The organism is Nostoc sp. (genome assembly GCF_036917615.1).
Taxonomy (GTDB): domain Bacteria; phylum Cyanobacteriota; class Cyanobacteriia; order Cyanobacteriales; family Nostocaceae; genus Nostoc.
Genome location: NZ_JBALCZ010000052.1, coordinates 71,420 through 91,778, shown reverse-complemented (window position 1 = coordinate 91,778; position 20,359 = coordinate 71,420). Strand labels below are relative to the sequence as shown.

Here is a 20,359-nt window from a genome sequence, read left to right as displayed (position 1 = left end):
AGCTAAGAACATCGGGAGCCGTGTACACGGAAACGGGTACGCACGGATCTAACTCAGAGGTGCGGGGAATAATATCCCCCATCGACTCAACCAAATATCCTCTTACCTTGTTCCGAATGCACCCCTCATGGATGTAATTAGAGATGAACTAAAATTCTCCGAAAAATGGGCCGCGTTTAATAGTGCCATCGGGCATAGTAGTATCGTAAACAAAATTTCCATAACTCCAAATAATGTTTGGACCGATGTAAGCATCTCTGAAGTTAGTTTTAATCAGAATAGCGAACTCGAAACCACTGATATTAGCTCTACAGAAGATAGCGCTAGTAGCATTCATCTGAGCCAAGTTGGTTCCTTTCAAATCGGCTTCAGTTAAGTCACACCAATGCAAGTTGGCGGAATACAAATTAGCGTCCCTGACAATAGCACGTTTCAACCAAGCGCCTTCCAAAGAAACACCAAACAAATCGGCTCCAGTCAAATCGGCTCGACTTAAATCGGCTTGTCTAAAATAGGCTCCGCGCAAGTTGATATCTCTCAAAATAGCGCCTTCAAGGTCAATCGAACTGTCGAGGGGAACACCTTCGGATTGAATCAACTCAATCACAGCAAAGTTTCGCTCTCCATCAGCATACCGAGCCAACAACTCCTCAGCAGTTATTTCCCAAGGCATGATTTAACCTCCAAGTTTTTTCTAATCTCAAGTATATGGATGTCTAAGTCTTTCTGGGCGATTTCTGTCTAGAAAAAATAGCCCTGTCTAGTATACTTTGTGAATTTTCAAACATTCTTTTATGATTAAAATACAAGAGCAAGATTAAAGGAGTTAGCCGATGAGTCAGACACTTAAGACAGGAGTACGCTGGACAATTCACGATGTGGAACTCTTGGCAGAAAATGAAGGGACACGCTACGAGATAGTTGATGGAGAATTATTTATGACCAGGGCACCTCACTTTAAACATCAGCAAACTTGTGGCAGAATTTTTCGACAACTTGATGTTTGGTCGGAGTCTACTGGTTTAGGAGAAGCTGTGATAAATCCCGGCGTTTTGTTTTCAGAATAAGATAATGTGATTCCTGATGTAGTTTGGGCTACTAAAGAAACCTTGGCGCTAACATTGGATGAAGCGGGACATTTAACTGGCGCACCAGATTTGGTAGTCGAAGTTTTGTCTGCTAGCCAGGAAGATCTAAGACGAGATAAGGAAGCTAAACTGAAACTTTATTCTTCTAGAGGAGTAAAAAAATATTGGATTGCTGATTGGCGATCGCGTAAACTAGAGGTCTATCGACGCGAAGAAAATCAACTTAAATTAGTAGAAACCCTATTTAGTAGCGATATTATCATTTCTCCTTTATTGCCTGGTTTTAGCTGTACTGTAAACCAGTTTTTTCCTGTATAAATTTAGTTTGAATGCAAAAACAAATCTCAAGTAACGGATTAACTAAAGTCCAGGTACTGATTATGGCGATCGCAGCTGGTGTCTGTGTTGCTAACGTTTATTATAATCAGCCAATCCTCAAAGATATTGCATCTTCTTTTGGAGTCAGTGAAGGCGAAGCGGGTAGCATATCTGTGCTTACGCAAGTTGGTTACGGTTTTGGGCTTTTCTTTCTAATCCCCTTGGGCGATAAAATCAACAAGAAAAAATTAATTCTTTGCTTACTTACATGTTTGTTCTGTTTGTTGATAGCCATGACGTTTTCACAAAACATCGTCGAGGTTTGGATATTGAGCGTAGCAATTGGGATTGCAACAGTCTCAGCTCAGGTTATTCTTCCCTTAGCAGCAAGTATAGATAGAGTAACTACAGGCAAAACTGTAGGCAACATTTTTACTGGTATATTGATCGGAATTTTAGGAGCAAGGGTTTTTAGTGGATATATTGCTGAATGGTTGAGTTGGCGTTATGTATATGGATTTTCAGCAGGAATGATTTTAATTGTTACTATCTTACTACAGAAATACTTGCCGAATGTCAAGAATGAATATAGTGGTGATTATTTAGATTTATTAAAATCAACGCTTCAACAATTAAAACGTTTTTCACTCTTGAGAGAAACGTCTTTAATTGGTGGGTTATTATTTGGTGTCTTTTGCTCATTTTGGACAACCCTGACTTTCCATTTAAGTGGAGCGCCTTTTAATTTCCAATCTGACACAATTGGCATGTATGGCTTTGTAGCGATCGCAGGTGCATTGATGGCACCAGTTTTTGGTAAATTAGCTGATCAAGGTAACTCCCAACGTTCCTTAACTATTGCTGTATCGCTGGTGATTGCAAGTTTAGTAATTGCTAAAATTGCTTCTAGTTCAGCGCTGGCGATCGCTGTTGCTGTATTGTTACTAGATGTAGGTGTACAGGCAACGCAGGTCACTAATGTCGCAACGATATACACTCTTGATGCTCAATCGAATAGTCGCATCAACACAGTTTACATGACTACCTATTTTATCGGCGGTGCTGTAGGTACTAGCATTGGTCTATTATGCTGGCATCTTGGTGGCTGGAATTTGGTAACTTGGCAAATGTTAGTTTTTACTCTGCTGGCATTTTTTATGATCGTCAGACCTAAAATAACTACAGCAAGAACAAATAAATCATAAATAATCAAACTCTCGTTTTTGATTAAAACAACAACAAGTAGATGGTCACAGTAATGACATTGTGGTTTATCCATAACGGAGTTCCGATCATAAATAAGTTATTTGCGATCGCCTAAACTAGAGGTCTATAGGCGCGAACAAAGTCAACTTAAGTTGCTAGAAACCCTATTTAGTAGTGATAGGATAAGTTCTGCCCTACTGCTTGGTTTTAGCTACTTATACCAATTTTATGTGAGCCTGCATAGAACAGTCCCTTTATTTAGCAAGGATTTCAGGCGGATCATTCTGTGCATCTTCATACAGAATTGGTATTACTTAGTAGGGTAACTATATTTGAGAAGGCGTAAGCCCTCTAGTCGGACAGCTTCAGGATAGAGAGCTTTGTAAATATTGCAATTTGGAGATTGAATATCGTAACGACCTGTAGCCTTAAACGTTGCCAGAGGACAACCACCTGTACACCAGTATTTCCACTCACATGTCCGACAGCCTTCTTTTTCCTCAACAGACAAATTCTGAATACCCGCTTTATCTTGTCGCACAACAGTTAAAGGATCTTGAGTGTCAGCTGAGGATACAGTTTTATGTAGCTGCATCTGGCATTTGGCAATTTGCCCTTTGTAATCAAATACAAGATAGCTTCGTCCAACTCCACAAGTTCGTTTATGAGGAGACGATAAATTGGCCCGATCAATCAATGAACCTAGTAAACTCCGATTAGGTAATTTCAATTCGATAACTTTGAACGCTGCCAACATTCCCTGAATAAGCCTAGATTCTTCTAGTTGCAAGTCTTCGTAAGAAGCTGACAGTTCATTTTCACGATAGAAATTTAAACTAAAGGGCAAATTATGCTCCAATATCCATTCAATTAAATGGGGTAATCCTTCTGCATTCCGCCCACTAACAGTAATGGAAATATCAGGTATAAGCCCATTTTGCAAAGCAATCTTAATACCTCGTTCAACATCTTGAAACGAACCCTTGCCGCCTGCGTAAGTTCGTTGGATATTGTGGAAATTTGATAATCCATCTAGTGAAATCATGAGACGTAGATTCAATGTTTGCAGCATCTCAATAATCTCAGGCGTAATCAATGTTCCATTACTGAGAACGACTCCATCTAATATAATGTCTGTTTCTTTGCTAAGGGATTGAGCGTACAAATGGAGATCCTTAATTAAAGGAGAGCATAATAAGGCTTCTCCTCCTGCATATTTTAGTTTGACGCGGCGGTAATGATTTAAAGTGGCAGAGCGAAATGTAGATTCAAGAGCGGCTCTACCTATATCTATTGACATATCCCTTGCTAAATGAGGAAGGTAGCAGTAGTCGCATCTTAAATTACAACGATCGGTGATATGCAACCATGCTGTTAAAGTTTCTGGTATTTCATTTAGATTAAATGAGCAATTATTCTTAGGTACAATCAAACGTGCTTGATATAGTTCCTGAATAGCTGTCTGTAAGTCTGTTGGATCAATCTGAGGATGCTCTGTTGCAATATCATCTAATTTATGAGGATTTGTAAATTTATCTAATAAATATAGTGCTGATTGATTCAGAAGTGCTACTTGATGAACAGTACTATAACAGATAGAATAAGTATCATCTAGATTCATAATCTGCGAGTTGGGAACTCTCATAAACTCTGTTTCCAACATCCCCAGAGATAATCGGATATCTGAGCTTAATTCTGCTAAAGAGGATAAGTCACAGGCACAGTCCCCTCCATCACAGTCGCATTGCCCAGTTGGTACGTAGGTAGAATTGAGAGAAACTAAAATTTGGGGTTGAGCAATTTTTTTACTAAGCATGAGAAGATGGCTGTTTTGTGGCACGTATTCTAGTCAGAAACATTTGTTGATCACACCATTCCTTGAGAGCTTTATGATCATTCCACTGAGATTTGAGTTGCTGGATCAGAGTTTTAGAAAGTTCTATAGGCAAGCGTTCGATTTTCTTTTGGAGCAGATTTAGCTCATGTTGAATCGAATATGGCCCGAAACCTCCATCCTGGAAGATTTTAGGTATCCCTTGAGCATATTCCGCAAAAGCAAGATCATAGTTCGCTTGTTGAAATGCAACATCACCTTCTATCCGTAATATTCGACCAAAGTATAGTTGATAGGTATTTTGATATGATTGGAAGCGATCGCTAAGTTCTCGTGCATAATCTGAAATTTGCTCATAGGCTTTTGCATAATAATCAAACTCAGCTTTACCTACTAGGCTATAAATAGCATATCGCGTGTCATTGTATTCTAGACTAGTCTGATAAGACCGTTCGTTGAGTTTTAGAGCTTGTTCTTGCAGAGAGCGATCGCACTTTTGAAACCCAAGATGCCAACAGACACTGGCAGTTTGGTGCAAAATTCCAGGTAATTGCTCTTCAATTCCGTATTTATCCGCCAGTTTCAAGCTTTTTTCTAAAGCATCTTGAGCAAGATTTAGCAGATTAAGATCCCACTGTACTTGTGTGACATCCCAAACGGCTTCATTTACTACCTCGGCACTAAACCACTGATTTAAGCCTAATTGAAAGTATGCCCTACACAATATTCGATGATCGTTTTCCTCATTGTCGCAACGGCTTAAGGCTCGTTCAAGTAGCTCTTTAGCTTTAATATAGTTACCATTCTCTACCGAAATAGTAGCAGAGGCAATTTCGGCGTGGGCTATTTCGCGTTCACTCTCAACACTTGACCACATATCAATAGCAGCCTTAAAACACTGTTCAGCCTTTACGTAATCTTTTTGTTGTCCGTACAAGAATCCCAAGTTATTCTGAATACTAGCCATAACTTGAGTTAAGCCTTTGTCAGGAGTATCAACTTCCATAGCAGCATCCCAACCTAGTTTGTAATAATTTTCAGCTTCCTGAAACTTATTGAGTTGTCGATAAAGATAACCAACTTGGTTAGCTACATTAGGAATAGCAGATGATAGCTTGTTACCTTGAATTAGAGATAAACACTCTTGCTGATATTTCAAAGCTTCGTCATAAAGATGTAACTTGGTATTCAGTATTCCCAAGACATTGTAAATATCTGCTTTATGAGAAGAATTAGAAGATTGTTCAGATAGTATTCCCTCTAGTTTTCTCACCTCATGTTCTGTTGTACTCTTGTCTTTAAGGTCGTGAACAGTCCTTGATTCAAAAATAATCATTTTAAGTTTTTGATCGGGAGTTAGCTCTTTTTCAAACTGTTTTGGAAGTGTCAACAATTGCTTGACAAAGTTATATTTCTTGGATTGACGGCGTATCCTATCAGTAACTTCATGCCAAGTTTGAAAGCCTTTTGTCATATCGGCGTATAAAGCATTCGATAGCCATCGACTCGTGTTGAATTGCCGCAGTTGTTTCACTTCTTCTATCAAAAACTCAATATTAGCAACTTGATAAAAATCATCAGAATAACGTTGAACCTCTAATATCCTTTTTTGTGGGCCTAGATCATAATCTTTTTGCTCGAAATATTTAGCAGCAATCCGACTATCTCGTTTTCTCCATTCCATATCTGGGTCAATATCTGGCCAGACATATTTATCAACCAAGTCTCGCACAATATCATGCAATGATATTTGAGAACCACTTATTACTGGTTTGATAAAAAAGTAACTTTGTGCATCAATAAATAATCTTTGAGCATCTTCTGTAGATATTTCTAATAAATTAGCGATATCAGAGCTATCTAATGGGTAGATACGTGAAAGCAAGAGGGTTAGCCGATCCATTGATGTTTGAAGCTGCGTAATATGTCGAACCATCTCAGCTTCAAATCCACCAGTTTTTTCCAACCTATCTGGAATAGTTTCTATATCTTCACTCTCTAACCAATCTGGTATGACTTCTCGATAAGCATACTCTACTCCAAATTCAATCATGATTGGGCTGCCACCAGAAAGAACTATGATCTTTTTAACTAAGTCTTGTCCGAGAGTAAAGTGAAGCTGCTGCTCCTTGGAAAGAATGTACGTTTGCACATCCTCATGAGTAAATTCATTTAATTCTAAATAAGTCAATTCTTCTTTGAATGACTTTTCCAGAGTTTGACGGGCAATACTAGGGCGGCCTGCTAAAATAAATACGGCGTTATCTAGTTGCTGGCATAGATTACCAATAAATTCCCAAACTTCCGCTCTTACCTCTGGTTGTCCTAATTTTTCAACCGTATCAATTAGAAAGACTAGTCTCTGTTGGCTGGATTTTCGATTAATTTCATCAACCAGAAACTTTTCAAGTTGTCTGCGTTCCTGTTCGTATGCGGTTTGACTGAGGCGGTTTTCATCTTCTCGCAGTTGTCGTAACCGGAGCAACCATTCTTTATATGTAGAATCGTATAATTGTTTGGCGATTTGAGTGTATAGGTCTTCTGCATCATTAAAAACAGGGCTATCGCAATCAATAATTTCACTTGTCGCAATTTGAACTTGGTTTAGGCGGGATTTTAATGCATGAAGCAACCAAGTTTTACCTATCCCACCTCTGCCCTCCACCAAAACAATATGCAGCGTTTTAGTCTCCTGAACAAGGGAAATGATTCGATTTAGATGTTCTTCACGACCAACAAACTCTAATTTATCTAGTTCAGACATAATAGACTCCTGAGTTAGTTATTTTGAATCGCTTCATCAAGCTTCTGAATTAAATATCTATAGGGTGCATCATTATATTCGTCATTGTGCAAATAGTAATTGACAACAAACTGAAATTCCCAGTCATGTTCTACTTCAGATTTCAGCGTACAAAGAAATTCATGGATTTGCTCTCGATTTGTATTGCGGAATATTCCCAGAGTTTCTTCAACAGTTTGATCGAAGAAAGTTTTGCGGAGGTCTTGTCGATAATTCAGACTATCAGCACCACGATTGATAAATCCAGCATGTTGTTGAAGAATTTGAAAAAAATACTGCATAGACCAAGTACCCGCGACACCCGCATCAGCAGAATTATTCTTTGATTTCAGATCATCAATATACTCCCGGCAGATTTTAGCTGCTTCGCTACAAAGCTCTTTAAAGCTCTCAGGCGAACTTTCTCGGAGAAGACCAATAACTAGTAGCCGCCGTGTCATGCCATCTTTTATAATCATTTTGTCACGAGTAAAAATAGATGTCTTTGTCAGTTCAGCATTTAATTTAAAACTATCATCACTGAAAGGTAACTGGAATCTCTGAACGGCTTGCTTTAATAACCAATGACTATTTAGTATGGGAAATATACTTAATTTCTCAATGGATTCGTATAGATAATTATTTTCTTTTGTCAAGCTTTCTCTAATTTGGTTTCTACACTTTTTGAGGTTTTTTTCCCATAATTGGTTGCCATAACTGTTTAAAAACAAATTAACTGTGTAACCGCCACGTCGATAAACTTTTAGTGCTTCAGCAATTCCTCCAGGATGTCCGCCAGTTAAATATAGTAAGTGGGCTGCTAATAGAGCAAGACTTTCATAAGTCATCTCGATGGGCTTGAGATATTTGGTTGCTGTATCCTGAATCACTTCCCAGTTAAAAGGAGAGAGTATTAGTTTCGGAAAAATCCGATCTAAGGGGAGATCAATTAGACAGCGAGCTGCAATCACAACTCGAATTCTCCGGGAATTATCTTTAAAAAACTGTAATTCTTTCAAACATCTTTCAATTCTCCATCCAAATTCCTTAAAGTCATTAAAAATTTCGTTTAAACGTTGTTTTTGTGGGGCACTTCCATCCAGATCGATTAGCAGCACAATACCTTTTTTCCCCTGAAATTGCCATCTAGCCCAATTTCTATGCAATAGTAAGGCTAAACCCTCTCCCCAACTTAATTCATGCCCTTCCGGAATTCTCAGATTCAGAGAACTTGCTAATCGTTTTTCTAAGTCCTCAATAGTTTCATAACTAGACATAGAAGCATAAGCACAACACCATTGCAATTCTTGAAAACGCACCATTACCTGTTTGAGAAATTCTGTTTTTCCGTAACCTTCAGGAGCTGTTACCAGACGATAAGGAGGAGAATTAGTTGCTGTAATCTCATTAATTGCAGCATCGCGATTAGTGAATGGAATTTTATCAGGATCAAGCTCTACAGATTGTTGGTTTAGCTGGCTTAACTTGGATTCAGCTTTTTCTATTTCATCGAATTTATCGTTAAGTTGCCTTTGTAATTTATTTTTATCTACATCATTAAGCGTCCACCCTATTTGATTGGTGATACTTTCAATCTCAGTTTTTAAACGAGCTATTAACTGCTCTAGATAGTTCTTTCGTAAATCTGAAGAATTTGTCATGGGATTTAGGTATTAAATTAATGGCTTATGGCATTAAGTTCGCTTTCTACTCGTTCAAGTTCTTGTAGTATGGTATTGATTTGGCGTTGGATGATATTGCGATCGCCCGCGCTGAGTGTATAGTTAAGTTGATTGTAAGCTGCCTCATAATCACTACTTAGAACCTCAAAGCGTTGTTGCAAAGTTTTAATTTTGAGTTGTTGTACCCGGCTGGGATTATTCTGAGTATATGCATTTGATGAAATCGGCAGGGTTATTTCATCCCATGCTTTGATCAATGCATCCGCAGGAATCATGAAAGCAGTCTTGATATCTTCTCGCTGCTTCTCCGCCGCTACTGCCATACCAACAACTCCTACTAGGGTTTCATCCCATATAGGAGCACCACTAAAGCCCGGTTCTACCCTGTAGCCAGTTACCTTACTGTCTTCCAGTTGCACCCATCCCTTTCCTTGCCCGTCTCGCAACACGCCTGTGGCCCAAACGCCATCATTGTGTCCGTGAGGAAAACCGAATATGCGAAAAGGATGCTCCCATAGGTTACTAGCTCTTATTAGCTGGATAGGTTGGGCTTCTTTAGGCAACTGTCCTTCTATTTGCAACCCGGCAATATCTTCAGGCTCTGAGGTTGATATATTGTTGACAATAGGTTGCCAAAAAACAACTTTAGCTTTTAGTTGTTGCCCCGATGCAATTAGGGGGAAATCCAAATAAATATCATCACTAGCAGCTTCAACTATATCCTCTGGTAAAGATAGAGCTGAGGTAACAACGTGAGCGCATGTCAGGATATAATTTTGAGTTCGCCCCAATACTAAAAAACCTACACCAACTACCGCACCATTAGGATGAAAAATCCGGGCGATCGCTGACCTAAAAGCTGAAATATAATTATCTGCAATCGATGCCATACGTTACTATGCCTTGTTTTGCTTCCATTTCAAGGTAATTTCGTAGTTAGCTTCACCACCTACAGAAGTAAAAATTGCACCTGCAACAGCATTTAACTTAATACCAAACTTAACCTCTATCTCATCGGCAGGTGTATTAAGCTGACTCAGTTTGATAATAATTGCTGAAGCTACAGGTTGTATTTGATCTAATACCTCGTCAAATTTCTTTTTAGCTTCAACTACCATTTGCCCAGTGTCTGGCCTGGCAACACGTACAAGAGCATTGCTATTTTCTGGCTCATCAACTTCAGCTAAGAACTTCGTGCCATCTTTGAGAGAAAACTCTGTAATTTGTTTCCGATTCATAGTAAAACCTTGTATTTAAAACTAATAGTTTAATGCGTTAATCATCAAAAGAGTTAGCAGAGATTTTTTGTACATAATCCTATTCTCATCTGATGGTTAACTCGTTAAATGCTTCTCCAACAATTCCTTGCTTTCTTCTCCCATCTGATTAAGCTTCTGCCAAGACTCCGACTTCCTCACCGTGTCTTCCCACCCTGCACGAACGCTACCCTTGCGTCGGGAACCTCCCTTCGGGTGACGCTCGCGGACTCGCTACCGCTACGCTAACACCAGTCGCCTACGGCGGGAAACCCGCCTACAGCGCTGGATTCACCGCAACGCAGTGGCTCCTCTTTGCCTCGCTCCCTACCGATCATTTGTTGATTGACAGCCTACTAGAAGTTTGTGAAGTTTCTGAATAAACTGACCAACTTCTTGCTGCTTGGGCATTACAAGCTGCTTGACTGTCATGTAATAGATTTAACAAGTGTTATGTCAATTGTTATATTAGTTATATCTTGATCTGGACTTCAATTGGTAATTATACTGAGTCAAACGGCAAGCAAGCAAAGATGTAGTGAAAGTCTTGTTGAGTGGCTAATTCACGCCTTGGTTGCCGATTGTCGTGAAATCAATAGCTAGAGTTAGTCTGCGATTCAAGTATTGGGCTGCCTAGCAGAAGTCAGTTAAAACTAAGATATTGCACTAGTCGATTAATAAGGGGTTATAGCAAGGGCAGGGGAACCAGGGGAAGCACGGGGAGAAAATTCAAGCAAATGTTTCCTCCAAATCCCTAAGTTTACAGGACTTACGCAAAAAGGCAGTGAAAGCCTTGATTTACCGTAGGGACAATTCATGTATAGCGGTTCTCGTTTGCATGCAATACACTTTGACCTCTCTCCTTTTAGGAGAGAGGCTTTGAATTTTACTCCCCTTCCCTACAAGGGAAGGGGCTGTTCTTGTTAGGTCTGTATTGCACTCAACCCAGAAGCGCTATAGATGCATTTGCAGAGCGTCTCGTAGAGAAGCGGCTTAAGGCAGGGTACATTGGTGTCAATTTCAGGTAAAAGCCAGTTTAGAAGAAGCTTTTAGAGATTGTCTCGAAAAGAAGTCTCTGACTCTTAATGCCTAATTGGGGGGCTACCGCCTCAAGACTTGCGGCAGCAGCCCAATAAGGAGCATTTCCAGCCTGAGGCTGGAAACGAGGTTTTAAAAGGGTTTAGGTTTAAGTTGACACCAATGGGCAGGGTATTGCCCATACATTTTGTACTTGATGCCCCTAAGTCCTAGTTTAGTGGTGAAGGGTCAGACCTAGAGTTAATTAGACCTCTTGCATAAATCAAAAATAAAAACCCCAAAGAGCCAAAGCTACGCTTTGTCTCCCCTAAGAGCTTGCTCTTAGGGGTTGGGGGTGGGGTGTTAGGAACTTATTGCAAGAGGTCTAATTATGAATTGCTTCTTCACAAAACTGACTCTACCTAAATGACTTTTGCAAGAGGTCTAATGAAGGAATTGCCCACACAGTAATCATACTTAGGTAGAAAATTACTCGGATCTATACTTAAGAGATTTTCCGAAATTAGAAATAAATATGTTTTAAAGAGTTAATTGAAAGGTAATTTTAAGTGCCAAGTAATTTTTACTTGTAAATAGTCCATCAATTCGGAGAACACTTGGCACAGAAATCAGGACTAAACTTACAAAATTGACTGCCTGTCAGTGGGTAAGCTGTACAATAAGGGAAACTGGTAAGTTCGACTCTGACTGTTTGTAATTTGGAACCATTCGGCAACGCTTCAGGAAGTTTGGTTTTATCAGCCAGAAGGATAGCTAAAACCTTAGGTAACGCCATGCAAGCAGCAATATTGAGCAGCGTTAGCAGTATAGTGTCTATCAAATTCATAGGTAATCATCTCCTTTGAAAAATAGGCGATCGCTGTTTTTAGCTGCAAGCATAATATACGTGTAAGATTGATGTTCAGTCAATCTCTTGCTTGCAGTCTATGTAAACTAACTTTAACATAAATTTTTGTAAATATAAACGTGGAATTCCTGGAATTATCATACACACAAGGGAATGTGGATAATAAGGACGGTGATTGTAGCGGAATAACAAAATAAACTGGAAAACAATCAGTTTACGATATTTAGGTAAGGTGTTATGTCAAAAACCCAAACCACATCTTCTTTTTTATCTCACATCAGTGAGCGAGAACGCCAAGCATTAAAGCGGTTGGTAGATTACACAAATGTGGAAACGTTGCCAGAAATTTGGCCTTTGGCAGCTGGGCGATTTGGTGATGTTATCGCCCTCCGCAACCCTCACAGTAAACCAGAAGTAGCGATTAATTATACCCAGTTGGCAGAGCAAATACGACTATTTGCTACTGGGTTGCAGGCGTTGGGAGTAAAGGTAGGCGATCGCATTTCCTTAATTTCTGACAACAGTCCTCGCTGGTTTATTGCCGATCAAGGTATCATGACTGCTGGAGGAGTTGATGCGGTGCGTAGCTCCCAAGCCGAAAAAGAAGAACTGCTGTTTATCATCGCTAATAGTGGCAGCACAGCAATAGTAGTTGAGGATTTAAAAACATTTAAAAAACTACAAGACCGCCTCCAAGATTTACCAATTCAAGTGGTAATCTTACTTTCGGATGAAGCACCACCAACAGACGAAACCCTAAAAGTGCTGAACTTTGCCCAGTTGATCGAAATTGGGGTAAATCATAATTTTGTGCCAGTCAAGCAAAATCGTGACGCTCTGGCAACCCTAATTTACACCTCTGGCACTACGGGCAAACCCAAAGGTGTAATGCTGTCTTATAACAATTTGATGCACCAAGTAACAACATTTGGGACAGTATTGCAACCAAACTTGGGCGATATCGTTCTCAGCATCCTACCTTCGTGGCACAGCTATGAACGAACTGTTGAGTATTACCTACTATCTCAAGGTTGTACACAAGTTTATACCAACTTGCGGTCTGTGAAAGGAGATTTGAGACAATTTAAACCCAACTACATGGTGGGTGTACCCCGCCTGTGGGAATCGATTTATGAAGGAGTTCAAAAGCAATTCCGCGAACAACCAGCGAATAAGCAACGCCTAATTAACTTTTTATTGGGCATTAGCGAAAAATATATCAAAACGCGACGAGTTGCTCAGGGATTGAGTTTAAATAATCTTCATGCTTCACCCGTCGAACGATTAGCAGCTACGATACAAGCATCAGCTTTATTACCCCTCCATGCCTTGGGAGAACGACTGGTTTATGCCAAGGTGCGAGAAGCCACAGGAGGAGAAGTCAAGCAGATGATTAGCGGCGGAGGTGCGCTTCCCAGACACATAGATAACTTCTTTGAAATTATTGGTGTGCAGATTTTGCAAGGTTATGGCTTGACAGAAACTTCTCCTGTTACCCATGTGCGGCGTCCTTGGCGAAATTTGATTGGTGCTTCAGGGCTACCACTTCCGGCTACAGAAGCTAAAATCGTAGATCCTGAGACAAAAGCGCCTCTACCAGTAGAGAAGCGAGGCTTGCTATTGTTGAGGGGACCGCAGATTATGCAAGGCTATTACCAAAATCCGGAAGCGACAGCGAAAGCAATTGATGCTGAAGGTTGGTTTGATAGCGGCGATTTGGGTTGGCTGACACCACAAGACGACTTAGTGCTGACTGGCAGGGCGAAGGATACGATTGTATTGACTAACGGGGAAAACATCGAGCCGCAGCCAATCGAAGATGCCTGTTTGCGATCGCCATACATCGATCAAATTATGCTCGTCGGCCAAGATCAGCGCAGCTTGGGAGCCTTAATTGTCCCCAATCTCGAAGCCCTAGAAAAATGGGCAGCAAGCCAGAATCTGATCCTGGATACACAGAATGATCAAGTTACTTCCTCAGATAGTCAAAAAATTGACTTGGGGAGTAGAATGATCCAGGATTTATTTCGGCAAGAATTGAATCGGGAAGTGCAAAATCGTCCAGGCTTTCGACCGGATGACCGCATCGGAACGTTCAAACTCATTCTGGAACAGTTTTCCATCGAAAATGGCTTGATGACACAAACACTGAAAGTTCGACGACACGTCGTCACAGAACACTATCGCGATATTATTGACGGCATGTTTGCCTGATGATTCCACCTGCTAACTGTAAGAGTGAACGTGAAATATTTATGGATGTCTCCAAATCTAATTTGCTCCTGAAACGCGTCGTTAACGTCAAAGTTATTGTGACTCCCCTCTGGAAAGAGGAAGTACAACAGCAACTGCAAACGCAGATCAATCAACTTGACCAGCAACTGCAACAGCTAGACGTTGAAGGACAAAGAGCGATCGCGGCAATTCAAAAGCAGAGTCTGCAACCACCTGGCCCCCAGACCCTCCAACAAATTGACAATATCCAACTCCAAGTTAATCAAAAGAAAAGTGAATTTCTAGAGCAGAAAAATCAGTTGCTGCAAAACCTCCAGCAAGTGCAGTTTCTCCAGCAAGATCAGGAAGTTAACCAATTCCAAATGGAAGGCTTTTTCCGGGTAGAAATTGGTGATAACCTGATTAGTAAAATGCAGGTCGAAATCGTTCTGCGCGATGGCGTTGTAGAAGAAATTCGCGGCGACATTTAAAAAGTTATGAGTTATTCAATTTTGGATTTTAGATTTTAGATTTTAGATTTTTCCTTTAATCCAAAATCCAAAATTCAAAATCTAAAATTGGCAGACTTTTAATTACCGACAGATGTGATTTAACTTGAGTTTGGAGCGGCTCCCAGCCCAACATTCCACCTGGGAGCCAGCCCAAACAATTTGCCATACTGGAGGTGAGCTAATAAAAAGCGATCGCCCAAAGGTGGTCATCTCAACTCGATATTTAATACCAACTGCATCATCACCCCGGTTGATTTGCGTAATCGTCACAAAAGCCTGATTTCGTTGCGGATAAGCTACCTCTACCTTTCGCGTTCCTCCCACTGATGTTATGTCGTCAAAGGCATTCAGGGCGAGGGTAGCAGGATCACTACCTTGGAGAGATGAGTTCATCTTTTCTAGAGGTATAGTTTTGTAATCGGAACGCTCTGGGTATGCCACAACCTCTTGAGACTGATGTATTGCTCTCACCTGCTGCGTTTGCCCATTACTAGTCTCAATAATCGGTGCAGATGGCTGGCGCTGGATAATATAAGCTCCAGCGCCAGCAGTGGCAAAGATACCTAATATCACAATCAAAAAGAATTTCAACTTCGCCGACATAAAAGTAAACAGGAATTTCAAATAGGTTTATTACCAATTTTGAATTCTAGATTGAACTGCATCCCATATCCTCTACCTGTGAGAAGCTCCTGTATCTTAAGCAGTGGTTATGAGGAATATAAATAGCAATCCCATTTAATCTGTGAGCGACTCGTGGTGGTTTTTGCAAGTCAACGACTAAAACAAGATATTGGCTAACCATCGAGGATAGCTCTGTATTATAGACCTCTAAGTCATATTTAAGTTCCTAAAGTCAAGGGTGAATCGATTAGTCATTAGTCAACAGTCATTAGTTCCCAATGCCCCATGCCCAATGCCCTATGCCCAATACTTCTCTACCTTGGGCTGCGCCCTAAGCGTAGCTATGCCGCAGGCTTTACGACTACGCTCAGTACAAGTGCCCAATGCCTAATACCCAACCTAAAATATAAAATCTCCAGTCCAAAATTCTTTTCTCAAGATACAATTCGATCTGACAAAAGCTGTTAAAGTCCATAAACCATTGATTCCCAAACCACCCTATGAGCATTCACGAAGTATTTATGCCGGCTCTGAGTTCTACCATGACCGAAGGCAAAATCGTCTCCTGGGTGAAATCGCCAGGTGACAAAGTGGAAAAAGGCGAAACAGTGGTGGTTGTAGAGTCAGATAAGGCAGATATGGATGTAGAAACCTTTCATGAGGGATTTCTTGCCCATATCATAGTTGAAGCTGGTGAAACTGCCCCAGTAGGATCTGCGATCGCCTTCATAGCCGAAACGGAAGCTGAAATTGAACAGGCGAAATCTCTTGCCAATTCCGGCGGTGTGGCTACTACTACCTCTTCCCCTGAACCAATCCCCGCGACAGCCACAGCCGCAACACCTGCCTTAGCGTCTCAAAACGGGTCTAACCACAAAGAAGGAAGGCTTGTAGCTTCACCCCGTGCCCGCAAGTTGGCCAAAGAACTCAAAGTTGATTTAACTACTCTCCAAGGCAGTGGCCCCCACGGCCGCATTGTCGCCGAAGATGTGGAAGCATTGTCCAATAAGGGCAAACAACCCGCCACTGCTCCAGTTGCCCCACCAGCACCTCTACCAACCAACGCCCCAGTTGCACCCCCAGCACCTCGGACACCAGCACCCGCGCCAGTGGTAGCGGCTGTTCCTGGTCAAATCGTGCCTCTAACTACCTTCCAAAATGCCGTAGTGCGGAACATGGTAGCCACCATATCCGTGCCCGTCTTCCGTGTCGGTTATACAATTACCACCGATGGATTAGACAAACTTTATAAACAAATTAAATCCAAAGGCGTGACAATGACGGCGTTACTGGCGAAAGCTGTAGCGGTGACATTGCAAAAACACCCATTGTTAAATGCTAGCTACTCAGACCAGGGCATTGTCTATCATTCTGATATCAACATTTCCGTAGCAGTAGCGATGGATGATGGCGGATTGATTACGCCTGTGCTGCAAAATGCTGACGCAGTGGATATATATTCTCTATCGCGTACTTGGAAGTCTTTGGTAGAACGTGCGAGGGCAAAACAACTACAGCCCCAAGAATACAACAGTGGTACTTTTACCCTGTCAAATTTGGGGATGTTTGGCGTAGACAAATTTGATGCGATTTTACCGCCTGGACAAGGTTCAATTTTAGCGATCGGGGCATCCCGTCCGCAAGTGGTTGCAACACCCGACGGTTTATTTGGCGTGCGGCAACAAATGCAAGTAAATATTACTTCTGACCACCGGATTATTTACGGTGCTCATGCTGCGGCATTCTTGCAAGATTTAGCGAAATTGATTGAGACGAATCCTCAATCTTTGACAATGTAGTTTTGAAAAGACACCAAATGGCAACTTTGGCGCGAACAGATTCTCCTCAAAGCTTACTTCAACAGGTAGCAGTTCAGGTGAGTATGATTGAAGAAGTAGCCATCAAGCAAAGTATCTCGGTATGTACCCAACTTCTAGCAGGGTTGGTATTCGAGCCAGAACTCATTCGTCAGTTTTTGAGGAGAGAAGATATGAGAGAATCTGCCATTTATCAAGAAATTCTCCAAGAAGGACTTCAAGAAGGTATTGAACAAGGCATTGAACAAGGCATTGAACAAGGGAGACAATCAGAACTGAGGCTAGTGATACGTCTATTAAATCGTCGGCTCGGTTCAATTAATTCTCAGTTACAATCTCGGTTGCAAGAGTTGTCCTTGGCTCAGTTAGAAAACTTGGGTGAAGTATTACTAGATTTTGCCAGTGAGGCTGATTTAATCAATTGGCTTAATAGAGTCGAAGCTTAGAGCGATTAATCACTTACAAGCTACAACAAAATTATCCTTTTGCTCAGTTTCATGTCCCTGGTATAGTATTATTCAGCTTCACCAATGAGGGTAAATGCTGCCCATCTATTCGGACAATTACGATATTGTTGCATGAGCGCTAACATAGCTTGGCGTAAAGCTTGAGCTTTGTTCATACCACTGTGAAGATGTTGGTAAAATTCAATCATCAACAACTTGGTTGAACTATCTTGAACTTTCAAAAGAGATAAGATTATACTGGGAACACCAGCCAGAAATAAACAACGAGACAAGCCAATTACGCCATCACTAGTAATTATGCCTCTCCCAGTATCACAGGCACTTAGGACAACTAATTCAGCATTCAAGTCCAAATCCAGAATTTCGTTAGAGGTTAAGAAGCCACTATCATTGTCTGATGGAGCCAAGGCTATAGCTCCTGGTATCGACGATTCAGTAATATCTAATATCCCATGAGTAGCCAGATGAATCAGCCGCGCTTTAGGCATCTGTTGCAGAATATTTAATTTAAGAGCGTTATTGCCAATTAGAGCTTCTGTATTCAATAATGAGGCGATTTCTTTTGCCTCTTCTTCAGCATGAGGCAATGGTTTTAACGGCTTCGGTGGTTGAGAGGGATCTATTGGCATCGTTGGATTCCCTACCACAAGAGCATCAATGAAGTCTTTTCTCACCCCCAAATTCAAGTTTTTTACTCTTTCTTTTTGTTGATGAGTTAAGTTCAGCATCATGATAGAAGCAACTGTTACTATACTATGCTGCTCGATTAAAAACTTGCCAGTAGCCTTATTTTGCAGTGCTGAAAAAGGAATTAAAAATAGCCGATGCTGTGGCACGAAAATAACGGATTCATTGGGGTCAGTTGGAAGTAAGTCAGAAATTGGTTGAATCAAGTATTGATATATCTGCTGGGCAAAAGGTTGAGCAACATCCGGCCAAGAGGAATTAGCAATCCTTTCATGAGTTTCTAATAGTATTTCTTCTAAAGATGTTTCGTCTTCCAGGTAAACCTGGCGAAAGATAATTTCACCCGTTGGTTTGATAACCCAAATATATAGGTTTTCTGCATCAATAATCGAATATTCAACAATTGTGGATTTCTGTACCTCAGCGATGTGTTTAATTGTGTCAATGTTAGGTGGTTTAATAGCTTCGTCTAAGCGTAATTCCTGAATAGAACCTAAAGGTTTGGTGGCTAAACGTTTTGCCAGTAACTCTAGCAATGCCCTAGTACGTCCTCTTTCAGAAATTTCTAGGGCTTCCAATATTTTATTTTGAGAGACTAGAACTTTTTGCAATAGGGTGTAAGTAACTGACTGAGTTTCAAAGATTGATATTTTGTCGGCATCATTAGCTAATTCTAAGCGGATATTTTCCCAAATTTGAATTGCCTCACTGAGATTTGCCTCGGCTTCTGTAAGTTGGTTATTACTTAATAAAATCAAGCCTAAATTATGTAGACATTTTCCCTGTTTAATACAATCTCCTATCTCCCGCGCAATGGTTAGAGACTTTTGATAGTAGTTTATCCTTAGTTTAGATTCGCCTAATGAAGAGTGAGCAGATCCTAAATTCCCAAGAGCGATACATAGACCTTTACGATCACAAATTTTTTGTAGAATTATTAATGACTGCTTATTATAATATATTGCTTGTTTATATTCCTTACGGGCAAAGTAGACATTAGCAAAACCAATGAGTGAATCAGCTTCTCCTTGGGCATCTTCAACCTTTCTTGCGATTTCCAGACAGTTCTGATAGTAATTAACTGCCTTTTCGTAATCCCTAAGATCAAAGTAAACATTACCAAGACCAAGAAGTGAATTGACTTTTCCTTGTGAATGCTGCATCTTGTGTGCCACATTAAGCAACTTATGGAATTGATCAATAGCCTGATGGTTTTGTCCCAATTCATGGTGAGTATTAGCTAAACCTCCTGAAGAAAGTGCTGCTCCTATATGATTACCAATTTTCTCTTCAATTGCGAGAGACTGCTGGTGATACTCTCTTGATTTTTGCAATTCTCCCAGATGATAGTAAGAATCACCAAGATTGCTAAGTGCAGAAGCCACACATTCTTGATTGCCAATTTTTTGTGCAAGTGATAGAGATTTTGTTAAGTGATTAATTGCAATTCGATAATATCCTATACAATTATGATATTTCCCTAAATTATTTAATGAAATTGCTTTTAATTCAACTTGTCTGTATTTTTTCGCAATAATGATAAATTTATTTTCACAATCTATTGCTCTATGAAATTCTCCTATATAGCTATAGCACTGACTAAGTATATTAAATACACCAGCCTGCATATCATTATTATTTAATTTATCAGCGATAATTAAAATATGGTTAAGCTGTTCAATTGCTTCTTTATGTTTCCCTAGTAAAGCATAAGCATATCCCATACCAAATAAACAAGAAGTATTTATGTTAGACTTATCGAGTTTCTCACAAAGCTTTATTGCCTTTCGTAAAGCATCCAATGCTGCTTTTGGATTTGAGTTGTACAAAGCAATTCCTTTGTTTAGCTTCCTTTTAGCTGTTTCATATTTTAAAAATACCAATTCTTGATATATACTTTCACTTTTATTACTGGTCTTATTTTTTTTATTTTTGTTCATTTTATAATTATGAAAATTTCAAAATATTGATATAATTACAACTTTGT

The 20,359-nt window shown here is 40.3% G+C and carries 14 protein-coding genes and 1 pseudogene; 6 read left to right on the top strand and 9 right to left on the bottom strand.

All coding sequences use genetic code 11. The features are described from left to right. Window positions 1-148: 148 nt before the first annotated feature. Entirely contained in the window at window positions 149-673 is a 525-nt protein-coding gene (locus tag V7K85_RS17620) for a pentapeptide repeat-containing protein (RefSeq protein WP_334814980.1), read from the bottom strand. A 160-nt stretch (window positions 674-833) separates the two neighbouring features. Here V7K85_RS17620 and V7K85_RS17615 point away from each other — a divergent pair. Both V7K85_RS17615 and V7K85_RS17610 read left to right on the top strand, forming a co-directional pair. Further along, window positions 834-1,406 (top strand): annotated as a pseudogene (locus V7K85_RS17615) (Uma2 family endonuclease). A gap of 11 nt (window positions 1,407-1,417) precedes the next feature. Then, on the top strand, window positions 1,418-2,611 hold the full coding sequence (locus V7K85_RS17610; protein ID WP_334814978.1) for an MFS transporter: 1,194 nt from the start codon (window positions 1,418-1,420) through the stop codon (window positions 2,609-2,611). A gap of 311 nt (window positions 2,612-2,922) precedes the next feature. Here the strand turns inward: V7K85_RS17610 and V7K85_RS17605 are convergent, their stop codons facing one another. From V7K85_RS17605 to V7K85_RS17580, 6 genes are all read right to left on the bottom strand, one after another. Then, window positions 2,923-4,428 carry a radical SAM/SPASM domain-containing protein gene (locus tag V7K85_RS17605; protein WP_334814976.1) on the bottom strand — a complete coding sequence of 502 codons (1,506 nt, stop codon included), beginning with the start codon at window positions 4,426-4,428 and terminating at the stop codon, window positions 2,923-2,925. Further along, the gene (locus tag V7K85_RS17600) at window positions 4,421-7,210 is read right to left on the bottom strand and encodes a tetratricopeptide repeat protein (protein WP_334814974.1); all 2,790 of its coding nucleotides are present in this window, start codon (window positions 7,208-7,210) and stop codon (window positions 4,421-4,423) included. Before V7K85_RS17600 ends, V7K85_RS17605 begins: the two co-directional genes overlap by 8 nt. Before the next feature lie 14 nt (window positions 7,211-7,224). Then, window positions 7,225-8,889, bottom strand: coding sequence for a hypothetical protein (locus V7K85_RS17595; protein ID WP_334814972.1), 1,665 nt, complete (start codon window positions 8,887-8,889; stop codon window positions 7,225-7,227). Window positions 8,890-8,906: 17 nt separating this feature from the next. Next, window positions 8,907-9,800, bottom strand: coding sequence for a trypsin-like peptidase domain-containing protein (locus V7K85_RS17590; RefSeq protein WP_334814970.1), 894 nt, complete (start codon window positions 9,798-9,800; stop codon window positions 8,907-8,909). 6 nt (window positions 9,801-9,806) lie between these two features. Next, a complete protein-coding gene (locus tag V7K85_RS17585; RefSeq protein WP_334814968.1) occupies window positions 9,807-10,148 on the bottom strand; it encodes a CU044_2847 family protein in 342 nt (113 codons plus the stop codon). 1,636 nt (window positions 10,149-11,784) lie between these two features. Next, window positions 11,785-12,030, bottom strand: a complete 246-nt coding sequence (locus V7K85_RS17580; protein WP_334814966.1) for a hypothetical protein — start codon at window positions 12,028-12,030, stop codon at window positions 11,785-11,787. Window positions 12,031-12,288: 258 nt separating this feature from the next. Here V7K85_RS17580 and V7K85_RS17575 point away from each other — a divergent pair, with 258 nt between their 5' ends. Next, window positions 12,289-14,265: an AMP-dependent synthetase/ligase gene (locus V7K85_RS17575; protein ID WP_334814964.1), complete on the top strand. Its 1,977-nt coding sequence runs from the start codon at window positions 12,289-12,291 to the stop codon at window positions 14,263-14,265. A 41-nt stretch (window positions 14,266-14,306) separates the two neighbouring features. Next, window positions 14,307-14,756 (top strand): YlqD family protein, encoded by a 450-nt coding sequence (locus V7K85_RS17570; protein WP_012412623.1) that lies wholly within the window; start codon window positions 14,307-14,309, stop codon window positions 14,754-14,756. 102 nt (window positions 14,757-14,858) lie between these two features. On the opposite strand, the gene V7K85_RS17565 is transcribed toward V7K85_RS17570, so the two are convergent. Then, window positions 14,859-15,380: a hypothetical protein gene (locus V7K85_RS17565; RefSeq protein ID WP_334814962.1), complete on the bottom strand. Its 522-nt coding sequence runs from the start codon at window positions 15,378-15,380 to the stop codon at window positions 14,859-14,861. 521 nt (window positions 15,381-15,901) lie between these two features. On the opposite strand from V7K85_RS17565, the gene V7K85_RS17560 reads away from it, so the two are divergent. Beyond that, window positions 15,902-17,200, top strand: a complete 1,299-nt coding sequence (locus V7K85_RS17560) for a dihydrolipoamide acetyltransferase family protein (protein WP_334814960.1) — start codon at window positions 15,902-15,904, stop codon at window positions 17,198-17,200. Between the two features lie 2 nt (window positions 17,201-17,202). Continuing rightward, window positions 17,203-17,664, top strand: a complete 462-nt coding sequence (locus tag V7K85_RS17555; protein WP_334814958.1) for a DUF4351 domain-containing protein — start codon at window positions 17,203-17,205, stop codon at window positions 17,662-17,664. A 68-nt stretch (window positions 17,665-17,732) separates the two neighbouring features. Here V7K85_RS17555 and V7K85_RS17550 read toward each other — a convergent pair whose 3' ends face one another. Continuing rightward, window positions 17,733-20,312, bottom strand: a complete 2,580-nt coding sequence (locus V7K85_RS17550) for a CHAT domain-containing tetratricopeptide repeat protein (protein ID WP_334814956.1) — start codon at window positions 20,310-20,312, stop codon at window positions 17,733-17,735. Between the last annotated feature and the right edge of the window lie 47 nt (window positions 20,313-20,359).

Coding starts and splice junctions, on each gene's coding strand:
- V7K85_RS17620 (WP_334814980.1), bottom strand. CDS start 673: ATGCCTTGGGAAATAACTGCTGAGGAGTTGTTGGCTCGGTATGCTGAT.
- V7K85_RS17610 (WP_334814978.1), top strand. CDS start 1,418: ATGCAAAAACAAATCTCAAGTAACGGATTAACTAAAGTCCAGGTACTG.
- V7K85_RS17605 (WP_334814976.1), bottom strand. CDS start 4,428: ATGCTTAGTAAAAAAATTGCTCAACCCCAAATTTTAGTTTCTCTCAAT.
- V7K85_RS17600 (WP_334814974.1), bottom strand. CDS start 7,210: ATGTCTGAACTAGATAAATTAGAGTTTGTTGGTCGTGAAGAACATCTA.
- V7K85_RS17595 (WP_334814972.1), bottom strand. CDS start 8,889: ATGACAAATTCTTCAGATTTACGAAAGAACTATCTAGAGCAGTTAATA.
- V7K85_RS17590 (WP_334814970.1), bottom strand. CDS start 9,800: ATGGCATCGATTGCAGATAATTATATTTCAGCTTTTAGGTCAGCGATC.
- V7K85_RS17585 (WP_334814968.1), bottom strand. CDS start 10,148: ATGAATCGGAAACAAATTACAGAGTTTTCTCTCAAAGATGGCACGAAG.
- V7K85_RS17580 (WP_334814966.1), bottom strand. CDS start 12,030: ATGAATTTGATAGACACTATACTGCTAACGCTGCTCAATATTGCTGCT.
- V7K85_RS17575 (WP_334814964.1), top strand. CDS start 12,289: ATGTCAAAAACCCAAACCACATCTTCTTTTTTATCTCACATCAGTGAG.
- V7K85_RS17570 (WP_012412623.1), top strand. CDS start 14,307: ATGGATGTCTCCAAATCTAATTTGCTCCTGAAACGCGTCGTTAACGTC.
- V7K85_RS17565 (WP_334814962.1), bottom strand. CDS start 15,380: ATGTCGGCGAAGTTGAAATTCTTTTTGATTGTGATATTAGGTATCTTT.
- V7K85_RS17560 (WP_334814960.1), top strand. CDS start 15,902: ATGAGCATTCACGAAGTATTTATGCCGGCTCTGAGTTCTACCATGACC.
- V7K85_RS17550 (WP_334814956.1), bottom strand. CDS start 20,312: ATGAACAAAAATAAAAAAAATAAGACCAGTAATAAAAGTGAAAGTATA.